The 22780-nt window shown below is 64.7% G+C and carries 20 protein-coding genes; 15 read left to right on the top strand and 5 right to left on the bottom strand.

Annotated elements, in window-relative coordinates; all coding sequences use genetic code 11:
- Positions 1 to 40: 40 nt before the first annotated feature.
- From B2747_RS01565 to B2747_RS01545, 5 genes are all read right to left on the bottom strand, one after another.
- Positions 41 to 340: a hypothetical protein gene (locus B2747_RS01565; protein WP_291155949.1), complete on the bottom strand. Its 300-nt coding sequence runs from the start codon at positions 338 to 340 to the stop codon at positions 41 to 43.
- A 40-nt stretch (positions 341 to 380) separates the two neighbouring features.
- On the bottom strand, positions 381 to 1325 hold the full coding sequence (locus B2747_RS01560) for a carotenoid biosynthesis protein (RefSeq protein ID WP_291155946.1): 945 nt from the start codon (positions 1323 to 1325) through the stop codon (positions 381 to 383).
- Positions 1326 to 1363: 38 nt separating this feature from the next.
- Positions 1364 to 2446: a phytoene/squalene synthase family protein gene (locus tag B2747_RS01555; protein WP_291155943.1), complete on the bottom strand. Its 1083-nt coding sequence runs from the start codon at positions 2444 to 2446 to the stop codon at positions 1364 to 1366.
- A 353-nt stretch (positions 2447 to 2799) separates the two neighbouring features.
- On the bottom strand, positions 2800 to 4065 hold the full coding sequence (locus B2747_RS01550) for a RagB/SusD family nutrient uptake outer membrane protein (protein ID WP_291155941.1): 1266 nt from the start codon (positions 4063 to 4065) through the stop codon (positions 2800 to 2802).
- 13 nt (positions 4066 to 4078) lie between these two features.
- Positions 4079 to 7060: a SusC/RagA family TonB-linked outer membrane protein gene (locus B2747_RS01545; RefSeq protein WP_291155938.1), complete on the bottom strand. Its 2982-nt coding sequence runs from the start codon at positions 7058 to 7060 to the stop codon at positions 4079 to 4081.
- Between the two features lie 439 nt (positions 7061 to 7499).
- Here B2747_RS01545 and B2747_RS01540 point away from each other — a divergent pair, with 439 nt between their 5' ends.
- From B2747_RS01540 to B2747_RS01470, 15 genes are read left to right on the top strand one after another with little or no spacing between them, the layout of a single operon-like run.
- Positions 7500 to 7865, top strand: a complete 366-nt coding sequence (locus B2747_RS01540) for an NADH-quinone oxidoreductase subunit A (protein WP_291155935.1) — start codon at positions 7500 to 7502, stop codon at positions 7863 to 7865.
- Between the two features lie 4 nt (positions 7866 to 7869).
- Positions 7870 to 8469, top strand: coding sequence for an NADH-quinone oxidoreductase subunit B (locus tag B2747_RS01535; protein WP_291155933.1), 600 nt, complete (start codon positions 7870 to 7872; stop codon positions 8467 to 8469).
- Positions 8469 to 9005, top strand: a complete 537-nt coding sequence (locus tag B2747_RS01530; protein ID WP_291155931.1) for an NADH-quinone oxidoreductase subunit C — start codon at positions 8469 to 8471, stop codon at positions 9003 to 9005. The genes B2747_RS01535 and B2747_RS01530 overlap by 1 nt, the downstream gene beginning before the upstream one ends.
- Complete coding sequence (gene nuoD, locus B2747_RS01525) at positions 8995 to 10224, top strand: NADH dehydrogenase (quinone) subunit D (RefSeq protein ID WP_414652160.1); 1230 nt, start codon at positions 8995 to 8997, stop codon at positions 10222 to 10224. Before B2747_RS01530 ends, nuoD begins: the two co-directional genes overlap by 11 nt.
- Entirely contained in the window at positions 10221 to 10730 is a 510-nt protein-coding gene (gene nuoE, locus B2747_RS01520) for an NADH-quinone oxidoreductase subunit NuoE (protein ID WP_291155927.1), read from the top strand. Before nuoD ends, nuoE begins: the two co-directional genes overlap by 4 nt.
- Positions 10727 to 12103 (top strand): NADH-quinone oxidoreductase subunit NuoF, encoded by a 1377-nt coding sequence (nuoF, locus tag B2747_RS01515; protein ID WP_291155924.1) that lies wholly within the window; start codon positions 10727 to 10729, stop codon positions 12101 to 12103. Before nuoE ends, nuoF begins: the two co-directional genes overlap by 4 nt.
- Positions 12100 to 13608, top strand: a complete 1509-nt coding sequence (locus B2747_RS01510) for a 2Fe-2S iron-sulfur cluster-binding protein (protein ID WP_291155921.1) — start codon at positions 12100 to 12102, stop codon at positions 13606 to 13608. The genes nuoF and B2747_RS01510 overlap by 4 nt, the downstream gene beginning before the upstream one ends.
- On the top strand, positions 13605 to 14771 hold the full coding sequence (locus B2747_RS01505; RefSeq protein ID WP_291155917.1) for a complex I subunit 1/NuoH family protein: 1167 nt from the start codon (positions 13605 to 13607) through the stop codon (positions 14769 to 14771). Before B2747_RS01510 ends, B2747_RS01505 begins: the two co-directional genes overlap by 4 nt.
- Before the next feature lie 2 nt (positions 14772 to 14773).
- Positions 14774 to 15415 (top strand): NuoI/complex I 23 kDa subunit family protein, encoded by a 642-nt coding sequence (locus tag B2747_RS01500; protein WP_291155914.1) that lies wholly within the window; start codon positions 14774 to 14776, stop codon positions 15413 to 15415.
- Positions 15416 to 15444: 29 nt separating this feature from the next.
- Entirely contained in the window at positions 15445 to 15966 is a 522-nt protein-coding gene (locus tag B2747_RS01495; RefSeq protein ID WP_291155911.1) for an NADH-quinone oxidoreductase subunit J, read from the top strand.
- Complete coding sequence (gene nuoK / locus B2747_RS01490) at positions 15959 to 16261, top strand: NADH-quinone oxidoreductase subunit NuoK (protein ID WP_291155908.1); 303 nt, start codon at positions 15959 to 15961, stop codon at positions 16259 to 16261. The genes B2747_RS01495 and nuoK overlap by 8 nt, the downstream gene beginning before the upstream one ends.
- A gap of 6 nt (positions 16262 to 16267) precedes the next feature.
- Positions 16268 to 18163: an NADH-quinone oxidoreductase subunit L gene (gene nuoL, locus B2747_RS01485; protein ID WP_291155905.1), complete on the top strand. Its 1896-nt coding sequence runs from the start codon at positions 16268 to 16270 to the stop codon at positions 18161 to 18163.
- The gene (locus B2747_RS01480; RefSeq protein ID WP_291155902.1) at positions 18156 to 19691 is read left to right on the top strand and encodes a complex I subunit 4 family protein; all 1536 of its coding nucleotides are present in this window, start codon (positions 18156 to 18158) and stop codon (positions 19689 to 19691) included. The genes nuoL and B2747_RS01480 overlap by 8 nt, the downstream gene beginning before the upstream one ends.
- A complete protein-coding gene (locus B2747_RS01475) occupies positions 19681 to 21090 on the top strand; it encodes an NADH-quinone oxidoreductase subunit N (protein WP_291155899.1) in 1410 nt (469 codons plus the stop codon). Before B2747_RS01480 ends, B2747_RS01475 begins: the two co-directional genes overlap by 11 nt.
- A 23-nt stretch (positions 21091 to 21113) precedes the next feature.
- Positions 21114 to 22763, top strand: coding sequence for an NAD-dependent malic enzyme (locus B2747_RS01470; protein WP_291155895.1), 1650 nt, complete (start codon positions 21114 to 21116; stop codon positions 22761 to 22763).
- Positions 22764 to 22780 lie beyond the last annotated feature (17 nt).

Genomic DNA, 22780 nt, shown 5'->3' with positions numbered 1-22780 from the left:
AAGAGGAATCGTGGTCCGCCACGCGCCGAGCGGGTAACGCTCAACGACGCAGCAGGACGGCGAGGTGCCAGAGGTGGATCACCAGCGCGCACAACATGGCGACGGCGAAGCCCTCGGGGGCCGGCTCAGGGCGACGATGAAAAATCATCGCCACCACCAGTGAGCCTCCGGCCCCAAGGAACGTTAGCAGCGGGAGCACGCCGGCGGTGTGGGGCGTCACCTGACGAGCACCAGATCGTCGCTGCCAGCCAATCAGCACCACCGCCTCGATGACAATGAGCACGAGGATGCCGACCAACAATAGATCAGAATCGAACACCGCCGAGAGTCGTTCCAACATGGTCAGCGGTCAGGTGATATCGTGACAGCGCGCGGCGTGCTCAGCGGCTTGAAGGCAGCGGCACGCTGCCCGGGCTCACCTGGCGTTCGAGACCAGGCGCCTGACGCAGCGCGGCCCAGAGCGGCACCGCCATGGCGATAAAGCCCAGGATACCGGCCGGCACCATGTCCCAGCGCAGGCAGATGGCGATGGGCAGGAGCCCATTCACGCCGTAGAGCACAAAGGGCAGGCGGTGCGGGGCCACCTTGGCCGCCCACACGGACGGTGGCACCACGGCCAGCATGGCGCGCGCCACCAGAATGCCGGTCAGCAGCCAGCCCAGCCAGTTGGTGAGTGGCATGCCGTAGAAAATCGGCGCACCAATGAATCGCACGAAGGGATGCCGATCGGCGAGCGTGCCCATCTCCCAGAACCAGTGGTTGGTCTTCACCATGGCCGGGTCCATCGACACGTCCCACAGCGTGAGCACGACGCCACCCACAAAGGCCCACCACCACTTGGACGTGCGATCGTCCTTGGCCGGCAGGATTCGCGCACAGATGGCCAGTGACGCCACCAGCATGTAGAACCACGAGGTCGGGATGTTGAACGGCACCCGTCCGCCGATCTTGTACCCGAGTTGACTCGAGTATTCGTAGGCGCCGAAGGGATAATCCCAGCGCGTGCCGGCATACTCCGACGCGAAGGCCAGCAGGAACGCGATGGCAAAGGTGATGAGTGCCTTGCGCGTGCCAATGGCCCAGGCCAGGAAGGCGAGGCCAGCCACGGCACCAAGCGTGACCGTGATGGCGCCACCATAGGTGAAACCGATGGCCATGGCCTTCTGGTTCTGCGGCGTCTGCAGCCATTCCGGAAACGGCGGGCGCAGAAAGGTCGCAAAGGCGAACGCGGAAAACACGCTGGCCACCGCGTGCCACAACAGCGTGAACGACGACAGCCGCAGTAGGGGCGAGCGTTCCGCTTCGGTCGAAGGAGCAGGTGACATGAAAGAACCGTCCTCGGGTCGGTATCGACCCGTTGAAATCAGGCCAGGCGCACGCGGGCGTCCGTTCGGCCCGCACTGATGCGGGCCGATGCGGCGTTGGGCTCCCAGGAAACTCGGGGGCCGTGACCCAGCGCAGAGAAGTCAGGCGACGGCGCCCGATAGCGCCACGCGTTCCACAGGATGCCGAGGCGCGCCATACGACCGAGACGCGCACGGGTGCTGAGCGTGTCGTAGTGCTGCGCTTCGATGGCGCGCAGAATGCCGGCGTAGCCCACCGCACAGGCGGCGGCGCAGCGCTGCGCATCAACGTCCAGCAGCGCGATACCGGGCATGGCCGCTTCGTAGAGCGCGCGCGCGCGGCTTACCTCGAAGGCCATGAGCTGCGCCCAGGCCGGGTCGAGCGCAAGCGACACGCCACGTTCCAGCACGTCGTCCGGGCGAAGACCAAACCGCGCCATGTCCTCGGCCGGCAGATAAACCCGCCCGCGCTGCGCGTCCTCGCCCACATCCCGCAGAATGTTGGTGAGCTGCATGGCGGTGCCCAGCGTGCGTGCATAGCGAATGGCCTGCTCACGCATGGCCGGGCCAGCGGGCACACCGAACACGTAGGTGCACATCTCGCCGACGGAACTTGCCACACCCTCGCAGTACTGTTCGAGCTCGGCCCAGGTCTCGTAGCGCTGCGCAACCAGATCGCGCGCCACACCGTCGAGCAGTTCGAAGAGCGGGGCGGGGGACACCCCATACGTACGGGAGACCCAGGCCAGCTCACGGAAGATGGGGCCACTGGGGCGGCCGGCGAGGGCGTCCTCCAGAGCGGTGCGATAGTCGTCCAACTGATCGCGCAGGGCCGTCACGTTGCCGCCGTCGGCGTGGTCGACGAGATCGTCCGCTACACGGCAGAACGCATACAGGGCGTAGGCGGCGCGGCGCTTGTGCTCCGGCAGCAGCTTGCTGGCCAGCGAGAAGGTCCGCGCGTGAGCGGCCGTTATCCGCGCGCACTCGGCGGCGTCTACGGCACCGTCAGTGGCACCAGCCACTGCCAACGCGGGATTGACACGCGCCGGGCCTGGCTGGCCGTCGTGCAATGGGCCAGATGACTGAAGGCTCGGGCGGATCATGCGTGGTGGGGCCGCGGGGTCGAACAGCGCATCAGGGCGTGGTGGGGCAAGGGGCACGAGGGATGGAGGTTCCCTGCAGGGCTTCGCGACGGCATGTTACCCGAAATCAACGCAAAACGGCGTTATGGGTTCCTGACGTGGCGGGGAGTCTGGCAGCCCCTGACGCAATGTGGGCAGAGGCGACCGAAGGCGCATCTCCCTCGTCTTCAAGGTGCGGCCTGCGAGCACTGCTGTCAACATTCGATTACACCATATGGTGTCAATATGGTGTTACGCTATTGGCTCGGCGCGAAAACCAAACGGGGAGGAGCGGAAGCTCCTCCCCGTTGGTCTGACAACCGGCCCTGGAAGGATCAGTTGCCGCGCAGGTTGTCGTTGTTGTCGCGCTCGGCGAACGGAATGGGGTAGCAGGTGTCGTTACCCACGTTCCCGTAGCCGGGCTTGAAGTACGGCTGACCGGCCGCCGTAATCGTGCCCGCCACCGAGGCCGGCGACCGACGCATGTCCGCCACACGCTTGCCTTCGAGGTAGAACTCGAGCGCGCGCTGGTTGAACAGCTCCGTCTTGACGCTCACCGCATCGGACGGGCCGCTGTAGGCCGGACGGCCGTTGGCAGCGCGACGCGCGTTGATGAGAGCCAGCTGGGTCTGCACGTTGCCCGAGGCTTCGGCCGCGATGTAGTCCGCTTCCAGCTTGGAAGCGAGACGAATCGGCGAATCGAAGGCCGGGAACTTGGTCTGCTGGTGGAAGCCACCCGGCACCGCGTCCTGCGGTGCCGCCGTGGCCGGCGGCGTGCCACCCTGCACGCGGTAGGTCACCCGCGGATCACCCTGGCGGTACCAGGGCGCGACGCTGATGGAACCACGCGTGAAGGAGAACGACCAGAGGTCGTTGCTGAGGCGGCCGCGGTTGGCGAGGTCGTCCGTATAACGCATGTTGGACACGAAGCCGGCCGGCACCAGGGCGGCGTCAGCGGCGGCGCCGCTGTTGTCACCCTTCTGCAGCTTGGCACGGGCACGTCCGACCAGCGACGCGTTCGCCAGTTCAACGGCTTCAGCCGAACCATTGGCGCGACCCACCGTGTTGGCGCGGTCGAACCAGAAGATGGCCGAGTCCAGCATCTGCGCCGTGGTCAGCTCCGGACCACCCGAGAAGGTGCCGGTGCAGAAGTCCGACGCCATCTGCAGGATGGAGAAGCCACGGAACGTGGCCGCACGCGCCACCGAGATATTGCGCTCGGGTTCCGGCAGGCTGAGATCCAGCACCAGCTTGGCCGAGGCAATGGCACGCGAGAGCGGGCCCCAGACTTCGGTGTTGAGCGAACCGTTGAGTGGCGTGATGTTGCGGAAGCCGAACTCGTTACGGGTGGGGAACGTGTCGGACACGTTCGCCTCCTCCGAGAACCAGGCGCCGTACATGGCCAGCACACCGATCATGTCCACATAGTTCTGTTGGGCCGACAGGGCGAGCGTGTTGCCGCTGGCCGTCGGATCCACCGTGGACGCGTCGATGAGGTTGGGGTTGGTGACGGTGACGAATTCGTCACCGCAGGCGGCGGCGCCCATGACCAGCAGGGCTCCCGCCGTGGTGCGCGTAACCGCGCGGGCGATCTTATGCATGATGGCTCGCGGTTCAGAAGGTAAGGTTGAGACGGACGACCGCGCGACGCGGGATCGGCGCCGTGAGGAAGTCCTCGCGCGAGAACGCACCCGTCTGCGCGTTCACTTCCGGATCAAAGCCCGAGAAGTTGGTCCACAGCTTCACGTTCTGCATGGCGAAGGTGACCGAGGCGCTCTGGAAACGGCTGGCAATGCGCGTGGTGAGCGACTGCGGCAGCGTGTAGGTGGCCGAGAGCTCACGGAAGCGGATGAAATCACCCTCTTCGATGAAGCCAGCGCGTGCATCGTTGATGGTCACGGCCGCGCCGGTGGCTTCCGACACGAACGGGCCGAAGCGACGGATACGCTCCTCACGCGACAGGATCGTCGTGTCGAGGCGCACGTTCGAGCGCACGAGCTGCGTCTCACGGAAGAAGCGCGTGTTGTTGTACACCGTGAAGTCCTTCTTGGCGTCGATCATGGCTGTGACGCGGAAGTTCTTCGCGATGGTGAAGGTGTTGGTGAGGTTCCACTCGAGCGTCGGGAACAGGTTGCCGACAGGCGCCAGCGTATCCGTCACCACCGCACGGCCGTTCTGCAGGTCCACTTCCTTCACGACCTTGGCCACCATCACGCCGAGCTGCTGACCGACGATCGTACGACCCACGCCGCCCAGTGCAAACGGCGACTGGCCGCCAAGGCTGAGGAGTTCGTTGCGCAGCGTGTTGGCCGCACCACGGACATCCCAGCGGAAGTTGCTGCTGTTGATGGCCTGCACGTTCACGGCCAGCTCCCAACCGGAGTTGAGCACCGAGCCGAGGTTGGCGAGCGGGTTGTTGTTGAAGCCGAGCGACGGCGGAATGGGGCGGGCGATGATGAGGTCGTCCGTCTGCTTCCGGAAGTAGGTCAGCTCGGTGGACACGCGGTTGTCGAGGAAGCCGGCGTCGAGGCCCGCCTCGAACTCGGTGCCACGCTCGGGCTTCAGGTTGCTGTTGCCGGGGTTGCCCAGCACGGCACCGGCACCCGTGGACCCGGTGATGTTGTACGACGCGGCCGCGAGGGTCTGGAGGGCGTCACCCGGCTGCGGCGAGCGGCCCGTGGTGCCCCACGCGGCGCGCAGGCGCAGCGTGTTGATGGTGCTGGCCAGCGGAAGGAAGAAGTCCTCTTCACCGATGGCCCAGGAACCACCGATCTTGGGCAGCACGAAGGTGGGGGAGTTGTCACCGAACGACGAGTTGCGGTCGATGCGCACACCCACCTGGAGGAAGCGCTTGTTCTGGTTGCCGATCTGCAGCTGGCCGAGATAGCCGTACTGGCGCTGCTCGGTGAAGCCGCTGCTGCCGGTGGTGGTGGCGGCCGAGTTCACCGAGTTGTTGGCGTTGGTGACGAAGCCGATACCCACGGCCTGCACGTTCTGATTGCGCGTGGAGATGGCCTGGAGACCGAACGAGAGGTTCGTTTCCCACGCCGTGCCCCACTGCTTCTTCATGTTGCCGAGATAGTCGAACGTGTAGCGCTCGGCCGTGCGATGCGTCTGCGTGTTGCTGCCGCCGTCGGTCTGACCACCGTACCAGAGGCTGTCATTGCGGGGGAAGAAGCTCGTCTGCAGATCGTTGGCGATGTCCATGCCGCCCGTGAAGCGGTTGGTGAACCACGCCGTCGGCGAGTAGTTGGCCGTCACGGCTGTCGTCACGCGCTTGCTGAGCAGCTCGCGATCGATGGAGTTGATGGCGTTGTACTTGCGCAGCGAGTACCAGCCGTCCTGCGTGGCGTCGCGGTTGGGCGCGTCGCTGCGGGTGAGCGGGCTGCCCAGCAAGCCGCCGCCGAGCCAGCCGAAGACGTTGTTGTCGTTGTCGGGCAGGCGGGTGCTGGTCTGCGCGAGACCCAGGCTGGCCTCAACGTTCAGCTTCGGGTTGGCGATGTAGTTGGCGTTGGAGCGCACGTTGTAGCGGTTGAACGCCTCGTTGGGCAGCGTGCCCGTCGAGTTGTCCGAGCCGTACGAGAGCGCGTAGCCGTAGTTCTGCCCACCGCCACGAATGCCGTAGTTGAACACCTGCTCGTCACCCTTGCGGAACACGCCCACCCGGTTGAGAGGGTTGTCCGACACCAGCGTACCCACCGCCTGACCGCGGCAGAGCGGGTTGGTGCTCGTGGTGGCCACCGAGGACGCCGTGCAGGCGGCGAAGTTGTCGGGGATGGTGACGTGATCCACGCTGGACTGGCCCTGCTCGAAACGCAGCGTCTGCTGGAACGAGTTGGAGCCCGTGCGGCCCTTCTTGGTGATGATCTGGATCACGCCGGCCGAGGCGTCGGCGCCGTACAGGGTGGCCGCAGCCGGGCCCTTCACGACTTCGATGCTCTCGATTTCTTCCGGGTTCAGGTCATTGAACCGGTCGTATGCCTGGCCCGACTGGCCAGAGCCGGTGATGCCCTCATTGACGCGGACGCCGTCGATGAAGATGAGGGGCTGGTTGGAGAGGTTGATGGACGAGGCGCCGCGGATGCGGATCTGCGTGGCCGTGCCCTTGGTGCCGGACTGGCTGCTGAGCGCCACGCCGGGAACACGGGACTGGAGCAGATTGGCCACGTTGGTGACCGGGGCATCCTTGATGACGTCTGCTGCAGTAACGGAGGCCACGAGGGCGGCCTGCGCCTTGCGCTCCTGGTTACCGGCGGTACCCGTGACGACCACCTCGGAGAGATTGATCACGGACGCGGACATCTCGAGGTTGAGCGTGGCCGTCTGGCCCGCCACAACGCGGATGGTATCCTGCTTGGCCTTGTAGCCAATGCGGAACGCTGAAACTCCCGTGACGCCAGGGCGTACGTTCAGGAGGCGGTACTCGCCCTCCCGATTGGTCTGCGTTTCGAAGGCCGTACCCGAGATCACCACTCGCACATCGGCGAGGGGGGCCTTGGTCGCGGCGTCGGTGACTTTCCCGCTGATCGTGCCGGTTTGGGCCTGGAGGCCCGCGGCAGGGAGAGCGAACAGCAGGGAAGCGGCGACGGCCGCCAAGCGAGAAACCTTCGCTCGGTGGGACATCAACATCTCCTTCCTAGACTAGGGATGGAACCGGCAACGGGAAGGTTGCCGGCTAGGTCACGCGAGTCCGGCTGCAAGGGGTGGGACGAAACGCAGCCGAGTGATCCTCCCGTGACCGGGCGGAATATCGTGGGATATCTCACTGCTTTGTAGTGGGAGGGACGAATTCCCGTGACATGGCCGTGTCGCTGCCGTGACGGGACGAGTACCCCACACCCTTGCCCATCCAAACAAGTGCCGCTGCAAACGCGTCACACGATTGGTCCCTGTGTCCAACGGTGACGAGGTGATTGTCACTCGTCCGCGACGTTGGAGCGGGGTATTCCTCTGAGATTGCCGGGGTTTCCCGACTTGACGGGCCATGTGCCCGTGGGCACGTTGACGTCGCGGTACCTGCCCTCCTGCCGACCCGATGACGCCCTACGTCACTTTTCTGCTGTACGCGCTGGCCATCGTTGGCTTTGTGGGCCTCGCGCTGGCCCTCAACGCCTGGCTTGGTCCCAAGCCCAAGGCCAGCGCCACCAAGCTCGAACCCTTCGAGTGCGGCGCCCTCCCGGTCGAGGCGCTGAATGTGAAGGCGGTACCCATCAAGTACTACGCGGTCGCCATCATCTTCTTGTTGTTCGACCTCGAGACCATGTTCCTTTTCATCTGGACGCTGGGCGCCCGCCCGCTGTCCGGCTTCATGGTTTTCACGTTCTTCTTCTTTACGGTGTTGCTGGTGCTCTGCCTGCTCTATGTGTACCGCAGTCGCATCCTCGACGCCGTGACCGAGTAAGCGCATGTACGGCAAACGTTTGCCCATTCTCGACATGGGCCCCGGTCTCGCCGGCGCCACCGGTGTCGGCTCACTGCCCCTCGGCGGCGGGGCGGGCTCGGCCTCGCTGGCCCGCCCTGGGCAGTCCAAGGCCGCCTCCTTCGAGTTTCTGACAACCCGTAAGGATGAGCTCGTTGGTTGGGCGCGGAAATTCTCGCTCTTTCCGTATCCCTTTGTAACGGCCTGCTGCGCCATGGAATTCATGGCCGTCAGCGCATCGCATTACGACACCGACCGTTTCGGGGCCGCGCTGCCGCGCTTCTCGCCGCGCCAGGCCGACCTCCTCATGGTGGTGGGAACGGTCACACAGAAGCAGGCCCCCATTCTGCTCAAGGTGTACGAGCAGATGTGCGAGCCCAAGTGGGTCATGGCCTTCGGCGTCTGCGCGAGTACCGGCGGTTTCTATCAGAACTACGCCTCGCTGCCAGGCATCGATCGCATCATTCCGGTGGACATCTATGTGCCCGGCTGTCCGCCGCGCCCCGAGATGGTCATCGATGGCATCATGCGCCTGCAGGAGAAGATCGCGGCCTCCCGGCATCCCATCGTCAACGAGCGGTTCTGATGAGCACGGGGGACCTGCTCGATCAGTTGCATGCGCGGTACGCGCCGGCGCACGAAGGTGGAGACAGCGCGGACGCACCCGTCGGGGCCGTGCGGTCGCGCGGCGTATCGCACGGGGTGCTGGTACTGGAGTTGGACCGCGAGGCGCTGCTGGAGACGGTGCGTGCCCTGCGCGACCAGCACGGCTTCGATCTGTTCCTTGACGTGACGGCCGTGGACTGGCCGGAGGCGCCGCTGCGCTTCGAAGTGGTCTGGCACTTCTACAGCACCGCCCACAAGGTACGCGTGCGCCTCAAGACACGAGTCGCGGCCGACGACGCCGAAGTGGACTCGTTGACGTCGCTTTACGGTTCAGCCGGCTATATGGAGCGCGAGTGTCACGATATGTATGGCATTCGCTTCCGCGGCAACGACGACCTGCGACCCATCCTGTTGTACGAAGGCTTCCGCGGGCATCCGCTGCGAAAGGACTATCCCAAGCAGAAAGAACAGCCCCTCGTGCCGTACCGTCCGCCCCAGAGTGCCCTTGTCCGCTGACCTCGTGACCTCGGCCATCCCGAACCCGATTCGCACGACGCTTACGCCGTCGCGCGAGGACACGGTGGTGGTGAACATCGGCCCCTCGCATCCGGCCACGCATGGCACGGTGCAGATCGTGGCCGAGTTGGACGGGGAAAAGGTGCTGCGCACCGATGTGCACTGCGGCTACCTGCACCGCGGCTTTGAAAAGGAGTGCGAGGATCACACCTGGCACAACCTCATCCCGTACGTCGACCGGCTGAACTACTGCTCGGCGCTCATCAACAACTTCGCGTACTGCGAAGGGGTGGAGCGACTCATGGGCATCGAGATTACGCCGCGCACGAAGTATCTGCGCACGCTGTTGGCCGAGTACTCGCGGGTGGCCGACCATCTCACCTGTGTGGCCGCGCAGCTCATGGAGCTGGGCGCGATGACGGCGTTTCTCTATCTGGTCACGGTGCGTGACCACATGTACGAGCACCTGGCCGCCATCACCGGCGCGCGTGTCACCTACTCGTTTGGTCGCATCGGTGGGTTGGCCTTTGACGTGCCGCCGGGTTGGTTCACGCGCCTCGAGGAAATCCTCGTGGAGTACGAGGACTATGTGGCGCGTGTGCATGCCCTCGTCGATCGCAACCGCATTTTCATCGACCGCATGCGCGACGTGGGGGTGCTGAGCACCGCGGACGCCCTGCACTGGGGCTTCACGGGGCCGGTGCTGCGGTCGACCGGCGTGCCACGCGATCTGCGCCGCGATACGCCGTATCTGGCGTACGCTGAGCTCGACTTCGATGTGCCGGTGGGCATCAAGGGCGACAACTACGATCGCTACTACGTGCGCATGCGGGAGATGGACGAATCGGTGTACATGATGCGTCAGCTCGTCGACCTCATGCCCGAGGGGCCCATCAATGTCGATGACCACCGCTGCGTGTTTCCGGAGAAGCAGCTGGTGTACACGGAGATCGAGTCCCTCATCAATCACTTCAAGCTGGTCATGGAAGGACCGGTGGTGCCCGCGGGCGATGTGTACGTCGCGCACGAGGGAGCCAATGGAGAGCTTGGCTTCTATCTCGTATCCAACGGCAGCGGTACGCCGCACAAGGTGCATGTGCGTTCGCCATCCTTTGTGCACATGGGCGGCATTCACCGCATGCTCGACGGCTATCAGCTGGCCGACATTGTCACCTCCTTCGGGTCGGTGAACATGATCGGCGGCGAATGCGACCGATGACCACGCACGATTCTGCGACGAACGGCATGCCCAACGGCATACAGCATCTCATTCCCGAGTTCGAGCGCTGGAAGCAGCGCTACCCGGCCGGGTTCGAAGGATCGCTCACCATCCCCTGTTTGCAGCGCATCCAGCAGGAGCGAGGCTACATCGCCGATTCGGACATCGACGAACTGGTGGCCTATCTCGGGGTGTCCCGCATTCAGGTGGATGAAGTGCTGGCCTTCTACACCATGTTCACGCGCGAGCCGCTCGGCCGGCATCATCTGCAGGTGTGCCACAACGCGTCGTGCTCGCTGCGTGGTGCCGAGGGGCTGGTACGCTACCTCTGCGGCAAGTTGGGCATTCAGCCCGGTGAGACCACGGCCGACGGCAAGTTCACGCTGAGCACCGTGGAGTGTCTCGCGTCCTGCGGCACCGCCCCCATGATGATGGTGAACGAGGCCTACCACGAGGATCTCACCCCCGCCAAGGTCGACGCGCTGCTCGAGGAGCTCGCCCGATGACCGCGCCGACTGCAGAAGCGCCGACGCTCTCGGGGCGGAAGTTCTTCATGAATTTTCCGGTGACCGCCGACTCCCATACGCTGGCGGCGTACCGCGCGCGGGGCGGTTATCAGGCACTGGCCAAGGTGCTGGGCGGCATGCAGCCCACCGAGGTCACCAAGGAAGTGGCCGCAGCCGGCCTGTTGGGCCATGGCGGGGCGGCCTTTCCGGCCGGGCGCAAATGGGGCGTGGTACGACTCAACGACGGCGAACCGCACTACGTGTGCATGAACGCCGACGAAGGAGAGCCCGGCACGTTCAAGGATCGCTGGCTGCTGGAACATGTGCCGCACATGTGCCTCGAGGGACTCATCATTGCGAGCTTCGCGCTGATGGGGCGGCATGCTTTCATCTACATTCGCGGTGAGTTCGATCTGCCGCATCGTCGCATGCAGGCGGCCATTGAGGAGGCCTACGCGGCCGGGCTGTTGGGCGAGAACATCATGGGCTCGGGCTACTCGCTCGATGTGGTGCTGTATCGCGGCGCCGGCTCCTACGTCTGCGGCGAGGCCTCGGCCATGCTGGCGTCGCTGGAAGGCAAGAAGGGGTGGCCGCGCAATCGGCCGCCGCGCCTGACGGTGAAGGGCCTGTACCAGAAGCCCACCGTGGTGAACAACGTGGAGACGCTGGCCAATGTGCCGGTCATCCTCACACTGGGCGCGGCCGAGTTCAAGAAGACCGGCATGCCGCGCAGCCCGGGCACGCAGATGATCTCCATCTCCGGTCACGTGAAGCGGCCGGGCGTGTACGAAGTCGAGTATGGCTACTCGTGGGAGAAGTTCCTCTACGAGGATTGCGGCGGCATGCTGGAGGATCGCGCGCTCAAGTGCGTCATCCCGGGTGGCGTGTCCACCAAGATCCTCGATGCGAACGAGATCAAGGGCGTGACACTGGATCACAACAGCGCCGTGGCGGCCGGATCACAGCTTGGCTCCGGCGGCATGATTGCGGTGGCCGAGGGCACCTGCATGGTGCGTCTCGCGCGCGTCATTCAGCGCTTCTATCACCACGAGTCCTGTGGCCAGTGCACGCCCTGCCGCGAGGGCATGGGGTGGATGGAGCGCATCCTCGATCGCATTGTGCGCGGCGAGGGGCGTCTCGAGGACATCGATCGCTTGTATCACATCTCCACCGCCAACGACGGGACCACCATTTGCAGTCTGGGTGACTCCGCCGGCTATGCCTGCTCGGCCATCCTCGATCACTACCGCGAGGAGTTCGAGTACTACATCACCAATGGCCGTTCCATGTACGATGGCCGCCTGGCGTTGGCTGATCCGTTTGAGGGCGCCGTGCCGGTGCCAATGTACGCCGGCGCCGGGAGCGCCTCGTGAGCGTCGATCCGACGGTGACCATCGACTTCTTCATCAACGGCGTCCCGTGCACGGCCCATGACGGCGAGACCGTCATTCAGGCCGCGCGTCGGGCGGGCGTGAGCATTCCGCATTTCTGCTGGCACCCCAACCTGTCGGTGCCCGGCAACTGCCGCATCTGCATGGTGGAGGTGGAGTCGGACAACGGCGACCCGTGGTTCGACATTGGCTGCAACATGCCAGTCACGGCCGGCATGCGTGTGCTGACCGAGTCTGAGACGGTGAAGAAGTTGCGCCGCGACACGATGCAGTTCATCACGCTCAATCATCCGGTGGACTGCGGAATCTGCAACAAGTCGGGCGAGTGTCTGCTGCAGGATTATCACTACGAGCACAACGGCCGCCCGTCGCTGTCCATCGATCGCAAGAATCACGCGACCAAGTTCTATGCGTTGTCCGACCGCATCATGCTGGACAACGAGCGCTGCATCATGTGCACGCGCTGTGTGCGGTTTACCAACGAAGTGTCAAAGACCCATGCGCTGGGCGCGGTGCATCGTGGCGATCATTCGCTCATCCGGCCGGCGGAAAACGCGGACTTCAACGAGGACGTGTATTCCGACAACGTCATCGACATCTGTCCGGTGGGCGCGCTGCTTTCGCGGGAGAATCTCGATCACGCCCGCGTGTGGTACACCAAGGCCACGCCGTCGGTCTGCCCGGGGTGTTCGCGCGGCTGCAGCATCGATGTGTGGCATCGCAAGCCCGAGTGGGCGCTCAAGGCGCTTGATCCGGCGCTCAATGCGCGCATCGAGCGGGTCACGCCGCGCGAAAACCCCGAGGTGAACGGCCCATGGATCTGCAACAAGGGTCGGGACCTGGCAAAGATCTGGGAGCGGCCACGGGCCACGACCGCGCTGGTTGGCGGCACGCCAGCCGGTTTGGATGAGGCGGTGGAGCGGGCGTCAGCAATTGTAGCGGCTGCCTCGCGCGGCGTGGTGCTGGTGTCGAGCTGGGGCTCCAACGAAGAACTGGCGGCGCTGCACCACGTGCTGCAGGACAAGCTGGCCTCGCGGTTCACGGCGCGCGTGAAAGCGGACCACGCGCCACAGCCCGGGGAGTTGCTCGAAGACGACATTCTCATCATGGCGGACAAGAACCCGAACCGCCGTGGGGCGTTGGCCTTGTTTACGCCGCTCGAGGGTGACCTGCCCGCGGCGCTCGTTGGCGCTGATGTCGTGCTGGTGTGGGGCGAGGGTGTGGCGGATGCGGACCTGCCGTCCACGGCACGGGTTGTCCGCCTGGGCAGCTACGCCCATGAGGCCGCGCTGCGCGCTGACGTGTTTCTGCCCATCAGCATTCAGACCGAGCGGAACGGGCACTATACCAATGCACAGGGCGTGGTGACGGCCTTCAAGGCTTGCTTTGAACCCAAGGGCGATGTGGTGCATGCCGAGGGCCTGTTTCAGGCGTTGGCCGGCAATCGCAAGGCCTTGCAGCGTGTGCTGGCCGGGGCGGTGTCATGAGCAGCGCCACGAACAGTTGGATGCCTGATCTCGTCGTGGCGCTGGTGTTCATCACCTACTGCATGGTGATGCTGCTGAGTTTTGGCGGTCTGCTGACCTGGGTGGAACGCAAACAGTCGGCGGTGATGTCGGACCGCGTGGGCGCCAATCGCGCCTATCTGCGCATTCCGTTCACGAACATCAAGCTGGTCTGGCTGGGACTGTTCCATGGCATGGCCGACGGTCTCAAGATGTTGCTGAAGGAGAACTTCAAGCCCAACGCACACGACAAGGTCGGCTACTTCCTCGCGCCGTTCATTGTCTTCACGCCGGTGCTGCTGGTGTTTGCGGTGGTGCCGTTTGGTGGCACACTGGTGCCGGGGCAGTTGGTGCCGGCGCTCGCGGATTGGTTTGGTTCACGTAGCTATCCCATGCAGATCGCCACGCTCGACGCGGGTCTGCTGGTGGTGTTCGCCTTCAGCAGCATGGGCATCATCGGCGCCATGCTCGCGGGCTGGGCGTCGGAGAACAAGTTCTCGCTGCTTGGAGGTCTGCGTGCCGGTTCGCAGATGATTTCGTACGAGCTGGTCATGGGGCTCACCGTTCTGGGCCTCATTCTGGTGTACGGCACGCTCGACCTGGGCAACATCGTACGTCAGCAATCCGGCACGCTGGGCGGTGTGCTCCCGGCCTGGGGCATCTTCTATCAGCCGTTCGCGGCCTTCCTGTTTCTCACGGCGGCCATTGCCGAGAACAAGCGCATTCCCTTCGACTTGCCCGAAGCCGAGTCGGAGCTCATCGCTGGCTACTTCACGGAGTACAGCGCGATGAAGCTGGGCCTGTTCATGTTCTCCGAGTTCATCCAGATCGCCGTGGTGGGCGCCTTGTTCACCACGCTGTTCCTGGGTGGCTACAACCTGCCGTTCATGACCGATGCCGGGTTTCTGTTGCCGGGTGGCCGCGAAATCGCCCTGAGCCAGGCAGTCCGGGTGCCCCTGCAGATGCTGACCTTCCTGGGCAAGGTGGCGCTCATGTGCCTGCTGCAGATCCAGATCCGCTGGACGCTGCCGCGCTTCCGCTACGATCAGATGCTTGGGCTCTCGTGGAAGATGCTGCTGCCGCTTTCGCTGGCCAATCTGGCCATCACGGTGGTGGTGGTGTGGCTTGTCCGGGGAGGGCAGTGAGCATGGACAACGAACAGCCAACGTCAACGCCTTCGGCACCGCGCCGCAGTGCGGTACGCTACGCCCGCAAGCAGTACTGGAACGAGCCGGAGATGACCTGGTACGAGCGGGCCTATCTGCCGGAAGTGCTCAAGGGGCTGGCCATCACGACGGGCGTGTTCCTGCGCAACATGGGCAAGTGGCTCACCGGGCGTCGCGGCGCCGTGACCACCTACTATCCGGAAGAACGGCGCGCGGACTTTGCGCCGCGCAATCGGGGCAAGCACATCCTCACGCAGCGTCCCGATGGATCGCCGCAGTGCATTGCGTGCAACATGTGCGCGACCGTGTGCCCGGCCAAGGTCATCGAAATCGAGTCGGGCTTTGATCCCAACGATCCGGCGCACCCCAAGTATCCCGTGCGCTTCGAGATCGACTACTCGCGCTGCGTCTTCTGCGGTCTCTGTGTGGAGGCCTGCCCCGAGGACGCCATTCGCATGCAGGCCGATGTGCCGGGACTGGTGAGTGACGACCGCTACAACATGTGGCTGACGATGGACGAGATGCTCACCTGGAAGCCGCAGCAGGACGTGGCCAAGCCGTATCCCCCCAAACCGGTACCGCTGACGCGTGGTGAGTCGGCGCGGCGAGGACGCGACCAATAATCGACAGCATCATCCTGATCGTCTTCGGCGTGCTGGCGCTGGCAAGCGCGGCGTCGATGCTGATCCTGCGGGAGCCCATGCGCGTGGCGCTGGCGCTCATCACGTCCATGACGTCACTGGCTGCGGTGTACGGTCTCATGGGTGTGCATTTCATCGCGGCCTTCCAGGTGCTCATCTACGTTGGCGCGGTGATGGTGTTCATGGTGTACGTCATCATGCTGCTGCAGCTGCGCGAGTCGCCCACCGCTGATCGGTGGTCGTCACTGCGCTGGCCAGGTGTGCTGGTGGCCGGACTGCTGCTGGCCGTGCTGGCGGTGGTGGCCCGCGGTGTCAATGCGGACCGCGTGCCGCGCGCGCCGCTCGGACAGTCGTTCACGCTGGTGGAGTTCTCTACCGACTTCCTCAGCCGCTACTGGCTGGAGTTCGAGCTCACCACGGTGTTTCTGGTGGGGGCAGTCGTTGCAGCGCTGGCGGTTATCGGTGTGAGCCGGCGGCAGGGCGCGGCTTCCGGTCCGTCCGTTGCTGCCGAGTCGGAGCGTCACCATGGATAAGGTGAGCTTCCTGTTGTTCGTATCCGGCGGGCTGTTCACCATCGGCTTGCTTGGCGTCATCATCCGCCGCAATGCGCTCGTCATGCTGATGTGCATGGAGCTCATGCTCAACGGCGTGAACCTGAGTCTCGTGACCTTTTCGCAGCAGCGCGGCGATGCCGCCGGTGCGGTGATGGTGTTTCTCACCTTTGTCGTGGCCACTGCGGAGATTGCGCTGGCCATCCCCATCGTGCTCCTGCTAGTGCGCCAGTGGCGCTCGCTCGATGTGGATCGCTATTCCACGCTTCGGGGCTAGTCGCGCATGACGCATCCACTCGCGCTCATCGCGCTTCTCCCCCTTCTCGGATTTCTCGTCAACGGCGTCTTTGCGACGGCCATTGGCGGTCAACGCTTCTCCAACCGGACGGCCGCTCTCGTGGGTTGCGCGGGGCCGATGATCGCCTTCGGGCTCACCATCGCCATGTTCCTGCAACTGCGCGCTGTCGACTACGTGCCCATTGTCGCGCCGCTGTATCGCTGGGCAGGCGTTGGCGCGCAGAGTTTTGACGTGGCCTTTCTGTTCGATCGGCTGTCGGCGGTCATGACCCTGGTGGTCACTGGTGTCGGGTCGGTCATCCATGTGTACTCGGCCGGCTACATGCACGACGACAAGAGCTTCGGGCGCTTCTTTGCCTACCTGAATCTCTTCCTGTTCTTCATGCTGCTGCTGGTGCTGGGCCGTTCCATGCTGGTGCTCTTTGTCGGCTGGGAGGGCGTCGGGCTCGCATCGTACCTGCTCATCGGCTTCTGGTTCGATGAGCCGGCCAATGCGGTGGCCGGTCGCAAGGCCTTCATCACCAATCGCATTGGTGATGCCGGATTTCTGCTGGGCATGTTCCTGCTGTATCGCACGTTTGGTACGCTGGACATGGACTACATCAACCAGGCCATCCTCGCGGGGCAGGGCGCCATTCTGCCGGCGGCTTTGGTCGGGCTGTTCCTGTTCATCGGCGCGACCGGCAAGTCGGCGCAGATTCCGCTTTACGTCTGGCTGCCCGATGCCATGGCTGGCCCGACACCCGTGTCCGCGCTCATTCATGCCGCGACCATGGTGACGGCGGGTGTGTATCTGGTGGCGCGCATGTCGGGGGTGTACATCATGGCGCCCGAGACCTCGCAACTCATTGCCGTGGTGGGTGTGCTCACGGCGTTCATGGCGGCCACGATCGCGCTGGTGCAAACCGACATCAAGAAGGTGTTGGCGTACAGCACCGTGTCGCAGCTGGGCTTCATGTTCCTGGCGCTCGGCGTGGGCGCCTATGGCGTGGCCATCTTTCATGTGGTCACGCACGCGTTCTTCAAGGCTTGCCTCTTCCTTGGCGCCGGTAGTGTGATTCATGCGCTTGGCGGTGAGCAGGATATTCGCCGCATGGGTGGCCTGCGGCGCCACATTCCCGTGACCTTCTGGACTTTCCTGGTGGCCACGGCCGCCATTGCCGGATTGCCGGGACTGGCGGGCTTCTTCTCCAAGGACGAGATCCTCTGGTTCGCGTATGCCAGTCAGTCGGGTGGGGCTGCGTGGCTGTGGGCGCTCGCCGCGCTCACGGCGTTCCTGACGGCGTTCTACATGTTCCGTCTGCTGTGGCTGGTATTCTTCGGCGCCTCGCGCATGGCGCCCGAGGTGGAACACCATGTGCACGAGTCGCCGCTCAGCATGACCGGTGTGCTTGGCGTGCTGGCGCTGCTCTCGGCGGTTGGTGGCTATATCCATATCCCCGAGTTCCTCTCGCCCATGCTGCCGCTGCCGGCCATCGTGCCGGCGCTCGAGCATCACGAGCACACGTTGCTGTATGTGTCGATCGGCATTGCGGTTTCCGGTGTGGCGCTGGCCGTGTGGTTGTACAGCGGGCCGTCCGAACGGGTGAACGCGATTGCGCGCGCCATGGCGCCGGTCGGTGCCCTGCTGCGAGGCAAGTACTTCGTGGATGAGTTGTACGACCGCCTGCTGGTGCGACCGCTGGTATGGATTTCCGAGCATGTGCTGCTGCGCGGCAGTGACCGCATGCTGCTGGACGGCAGCCTGCACGGGCTGGCCGGTCTGACGCAGCGTCTCGCAGGCGGTCTGTCCCGTTTGCAGACGGGTCAACTGCAATGGTATGCGTTGCTGGTGATGGTTGGGTTGGTGGCCGTGGTGCTGTGGGGGTGGCGCGGTGTCTGATGCGCTGCTGCTCAATCTCGTGCTGTGGTTGCCGGTGGCCGGGCTGTTGCCGCTGGCGCTGGTGCGCGGGAACGCCACGACTTCACGTCTGGTCACGACCGGCGTGATGCTGCTGCAGTTTGTGATGGCGCTCTGGTTGTATCGCCAGTTCGATGGCAGTGATCTCGCTTTGCAGGCGGCGACCAACATCCCGTGGATTGCCGACTGGGGCGTGGCCTACCACGTCGGTCTCGACGGGCTCAACATCCTGCTGGTGCTGCTCACCGCCTTCCTCGGGCCACTGGTGGTCGTTGGGGCGTGGCGCAGCATCGAAAAGGATGTGGCGCTGTTTCACGCCATGCTGCTGCTGCTACAGTTTGCCATGATGGGAGCACTCGTGGCCCAGGATCTCTTCCTGTTCTACGTGTTCTGGGAAGCCATGCTCATTCCGATGTTCTTCATGATCGGAATCTGGGGTGGGGCGCGGCGTTCCTACGCGACCATGAAGTTCGTGCTGTACACCGCGTTCGGCAGCATTCTCATGCTTGGCGCCATCATCTACCTGGTGTGGGCGCTGCAGCAGCAGGGCGGGGTGGCGTCATTCGCCTTCGCCGATCTGTTGCGTGTGGCACTTCCCGTCGAGGTGCAGGTGTGGCTGCTGGCGGCCTTCGTGCTGTCGTTTGCCATCAAGGTGCCCATGGTGCCGCTGCACACCTGGCTGCCTGATGCGCACGTTGAGGCGCCCACGCCGGGCTCGGTGATTCTGGCCGGTGTGCTGCTCAAGATGGGCACCTACGGTTTCATCAAACTGGGTTTCCCGCTGTTCCCCGACGCCACGCGCCTGTTCACGCCATGGCTCATGACGCTGTCGGTGGTGAGCATCGTGTACGGTGCCTGTCTGGCTCTGGTGCAGCAGGATATCAAGAAGATCATCGCCTACTCGTCCATCAGCCATCTGGGCTATGTCATGCTGGGCCTGCTCAGTCTCGACCTCGCAGGCATTCAGGGCGCGATCGTGCAGATGGTGAGTCATGGCATCGTGGCGGCCGGTCTCTTCCTCCTGGTCGGCGTCGTCTATGAACGCTGCCATACGCGTGAGCTGAGCGCATACGGCGGCTTGGCGCGGCAGATGCCGATGTACGCGTTGTTCTTCGTGTTGTTCATGCTGGCCTCGGTGGGCCTGCCCACCACCAGCGGGTTCACGGGTGAGTTCCTTGTGCTGTTGGGTGCCTTCAACGCCGCCTGGCCACAGCACCTCGATGGCAACAACCTCCCGCTCTGGCTCGCCATGGCGGCCGTGTCGGGCGTGGTGCTTGGTGCGCTCTATATGCTGCGCTTTGCGCTCACCTTCCTCTTTGGTGCACCCAAGGCGCCGCATCAGCCGTTGGCCGACGTCACGCCCCGTGAGATGAGTGTGCTCGGAGTCCTGGTGGTCGCCGTCTTCCTGTTGGGACTGTTCCCCGACGGAGCGCTGCGAAAAACGGAGTTGGCGGCGCGCCGCTATCAGGAGCAGGTCATGACTTCCCGGGTGCCCGCCGATGCCCGATAATCAGGTTCTTCTCGCACTGCTGCCCGAGCATCTGTTGCTGCTCGGGATGCTGACGCTGATCGTGCTGTCTCTCGGGCGTCGCGGTGTGGTGACCGCCGTGGCCCTAGGGGTGGGCGTCGTGGCCGTGCTGGGTGCCGTGGTGGCGTCGTTTGTGCTGGCCGCACAGGGCCTGAACGCCAACTTGTTCGACGGGCAGTTGCTGGTCACGCCTGGTGTGTATGTCACCAAGGCGTTGCTGCTGGCGCTCAGCATTCCGGTGCTGCTCATGTCGCGCACCGACTTCGAGGGGGCGGAGTTTCCGCTGCTGTTGCTGGCCTCGTTGTATGGGCTCAGTCTGTTGCCCAGTGCGCAGAGTGCGCTGGTGCTCTTTCTCGGGCTCGAGATGCTCTCGGTGCCCGTCTACGCGCTCATTGTGCTGGCCATGCGCCGGGCAGAAAGTGCGGAAGCGGCGCTCAAGTATCTCGTGCTGAGTGGCACCGCCTCCGCGGTGTTGCTCATGGGCATCGCCCTGCTGTACGGGACCACCGGCAGCATGCAGGTCTCGGCCGTGGCAGAGGCCATGACCATGGCGGACCCGGTGGCCACGACGGCGTTGGTGCTCGTGGTAGCGGCGCTGTTCCTCAAGGGGGCGGTCGTGCCGTTTCATGGGTGGGCACCCGATACCTACGAGGGCGCCAGTGTACCGGTGACGGCGTACATGGCCACGTTGTCCAAGGCCGCCGTACTCGTGGTGGGTCTGCAGCTCTTCCAGGGCGTGACGGTGCAGGGGCCCCTCGTGCAGCTGCTGGCCGTGCTGCCGCTGGCGAGCATCGTGTGGGGCAACGTGGCCGCCATGCGCCAGAATTCCCTGCGCCGCATGATCGCGTACTCCTCCATCGCGCACGCGGGCTATCTGTTCTACGCCTTTCTGGGTGATCCGGCCACGCGCGGCGACGCCGTGGTGTTCTATCTCGTCACCTACGCTGCCGGCAATCTGCTGGCTTTCGCCGTGTTGCCGCCGCACGGCAACGACGTGACCCGTGATACATTGGGCTCACTCGACGGATTGTTCAGACACCGGCCCATGGCCGCGGCGCTGATGGCGGTGGCCATGTTTTCACTGGCGGGCCTGCCGCCCTTCCCGGGCTTCACGGCCAAGTTCCTCATCTTCCGCACCGTGGTGACGGCCGGCTATCCGGTGTACGCCGTGCTGGGCCTCGTGGGAAGCTTCCTCGGACTGTTCTTCTATCTGCGCGTGGTGCAGCGCGTGTTCATGCGCCCCGTGGCCGAGGGCTCGCTGCCGGCGGCTGGACAGCCCCTGCTCCCCGGTGACGGCCTCTCCCGTGCGGCCGGCGTGTTGTGCGGCGTAGCGACGCTGCTGCTGACGCTCGTTCCCGGCTGGATTCTTTCGCGCGTCTGACCGACGCGCTTTTCCAACGACTCATGACCACCACAGAACTGCCGGTCGCCAAGCGCGGCTCGGCACTGCTCAACGACGCCGAACTCAACAAGGGTACGGCCTTTACCCAGGCCGAGCGCGACGCGCTTGGCCTTCGCGGCCTGCTGCCGCCGCGAGTGATGACGCAGGACGAGCAGTTGGCGCGCATCCTGCCAGGCGTGCGTTCGCGTCCCACGCCGCTCGACCAGTATTCGTATCTCGTTTCGCTGAACGATCGCAACGTGACGTTGTTCTATCGCCTCGTGATGGATCATCTCGAGGAGCTGATGCCGGTGTTGTACACGCCCACGGTGGGCCAGGCCTGCGAGGAGTTCGGACGCATCTTCCGGCGCAGCCGCGGGCTCTTCATCAGCGCCGAAGATCGTGGGCGGGTGCGCGAAGTGCTGGCGCACTGGCCCAGCGACGATGTGCGCATGATCGTGGTGACCGATGGCGAGCGCATTCTTGGTCTTGGCGATCTCGGGGCCAACGGCATGGGCATTCCCATCGGCAAGCTCACGCTGTACACGGCCTGCGCCGGCGTGCCGCCGCATCAGTGTCTGCCCATCGCCATTGACGTGGGAACGGACAACGCCGAGCTGCGCGAAAGTGACGCATACATGGGCCTGCGACAGCCTCGGCTTCGGGGAGCGGAGTACGATGCGCTGCTCACGGAGTTCGTGGAGGCCGTGCAGGAACGCTTCCCGCTCGCGTGCATCCAGTTCGAGGACTTCGGCAACCACAATGCGTTTGCCCTGCTCGAGACCTGGCGCGACAAGGTCTGCACCTTCAACGATGACATCCAGGGCACCGCGTCGGTGACGCTGGCGGGTCTGTTGTCGGCGTCGCGCCTTGTTGGTGTACCGCTGCGCGACATGCGCCTGCTGTTCCTTGGCGCAGGCGAAGCGGGCATCGGCATCGGCGATCTGGTGGTGGAAGCGCTGGTAGAGGACGGCATGTCGGTGGATGAAGCGCGCCGCCACTGCTGGTTCGTGGACAGCAAGGGCCTCGTGGAGTCTTCACGCACGGATCTCGCCTCGCACAAGCGTCGTTTCGCGCACGACCATGCGCCAACACGCAGCCTGCTCGAAGCGGTGGAGACGCTCAAGCCGCACGCGCTCATTGGTGTGTCCGGCACACCCGGGACCTTCACCACGGCGGTGCTCGAGGCCATGGCCCGACATCATCCGCGTCCGGTGGTGATGGCGTTGTCCAACCCGACGTCCAAGGCTGAATGCACGGCGCGCGAGGCCTATACGGCCACCGATGGTCACGCCGTGTTCGCGAGCGGTAGCCCCTTTGCGCCGGTGACCCACAAGCGGCGCACCCATGTGCCGGGGCAGGGCAACAACGCGTACATCTTCCCAGGTGTCGGGTTGGGTGTGCTGGTGGCCCAGTCCACGCGCGTGACCGAGGAAATGTTTGCGGCTGCGGCGAGGATCCTGGCGGACATGGTCACGGCCGATGACCTGGCCATGGGGCGCATCTATCCGGCGCTGTCCCGCATTCGTGAGGTGTCGCGCGCGATCGCGGTGGAGGTGGCCCGCATTGCGTTCGATCGTGGGCTCGCACGCGCGCCGCGTCCCGTGGACATTGCCGTGGCGGTCAGTGACACCATGTACGAACCGGTGTATCGGCCCTACGTCGGCGCCTGACACGTCCGACGTGGTTG

The organism is Gemmatimonas sp. UBA7669 (assembly GCF_002483225.1).
GTDB lineage: Bacteria > Gemmatimonadota > Gemmatimonadetes > Gemmatimonadales > Gemmatimonadaceae > Gemmatimonas.
This window is presented reverse-complemented; position numbering and strand designations above follow the sequence as displayed.

Excerpts from the sequence above, each read along its gene's own strand:
- B2747_RS01530 (WP_291155931.1), top strand. The coding sequence starts at position 8,469 with ATGAGCACGGGGGACCTGCTCGATCAGTTGCATGCGCGGTACGCGCCG.
- nuoL (WP_291155905.1), top strand. The coding sequence starts at position 16,268 with ATGACGCATCCACTCGCGCTCATCGCGCTTCTCCCCCTTCTCGGATTT.
- B2747_RS01535 (WP_291155933.1), top strand. The coding sequence starts at position 7,870 with ATGTACGGCAAACGTTTGCCCATTCTCGACATGGGCCCCGGTCTCGCC.
- B2747_RS01505 (WP_291155917.1), top strand. The coding sequence starts at position 13,605 with ATGAGCAGCGCCACGAACAGTTGGATGCCTGATCTCGTCGTGGCGCTG.
- nuoK (WP_291155908.1), top strand. The coding sequence starts at position 15,959 with ATGGATAAGGTGAGCTTCCTGTTGTTCGTATCCGGCGGGCTGTTCACC.
- B2747_RS01560 (WP_291155946.1), bottom strand. The coding sequence starts at position 1,325 with ATGTCACCTGCTCCTTCGACCGAAGCGGAACGCTCGCCCCTACTGCGG.
- B2747_RS01475 (WP_291155899.1), top strand. The coding sequence starts at position 19,681 with ATGCCCGATAATCAGGTTCTTCTCGCACTGCTGCCCGAGCATCTGTTG.
- nuoE (WP_291155927.1), top strand. The coding sequence starts at position 10,221 with ATGACCACGCACGATTCTGCGACGAACGGCATGCCCAACGGCATACAG.
- B2747_RS01540 (WP_291155935.1), top strand. The coding sequence starts at position 7,500 with ATGACGCCCTACGTCACTTTTCTGCTGTACGCGCTGGCCATCGTTGGC.
- B2747_RS01470 (WP_291155895.1), top strand. The coding sequence starts at position 21,114 with ATGACCACCACAGAACTGCCGGTCGCCAAGCGCGGCTCGGCACTGCTC.
- nuoF (WP_291155924.1), top strand. The coding sequence starts at position 10,727 with ATGACCGCGCCGACTGCAGAAGCGCCGACGCTCTCGGGGCGGAAGTTC.
- B2747_RS01500 (WP_291155914.1), top strand. The coding sequence starts at position 14,774 with ATGGACAACGAACAGCCAACGTCAACGCCTTCGGCACCGCGCCGCAGT.
- B2747_RS01555 (WP_291155943.1), bottom strand. The coding sequence starts at position 2,446 with ATGATCCGCCCGAGCCTTCAGTCATCTGGCCCATTGCACGACGGCCAG.
- B2747_RS01550 (WP_291155941.1), bottom strand. The coding sequence starts at position 4,065 with ATGCATAAGATCGCCCGCGCGGTTACGCGCACCACGGCGGGAGCCCTG.
- B2747_RS01565 (WP_291155949.1), bottom strand. The coding sequence starts at position 340 with ATGTTGGAACGACTCTCGGCGGTGTTCGATTCTGATCTATTGTTGGTC.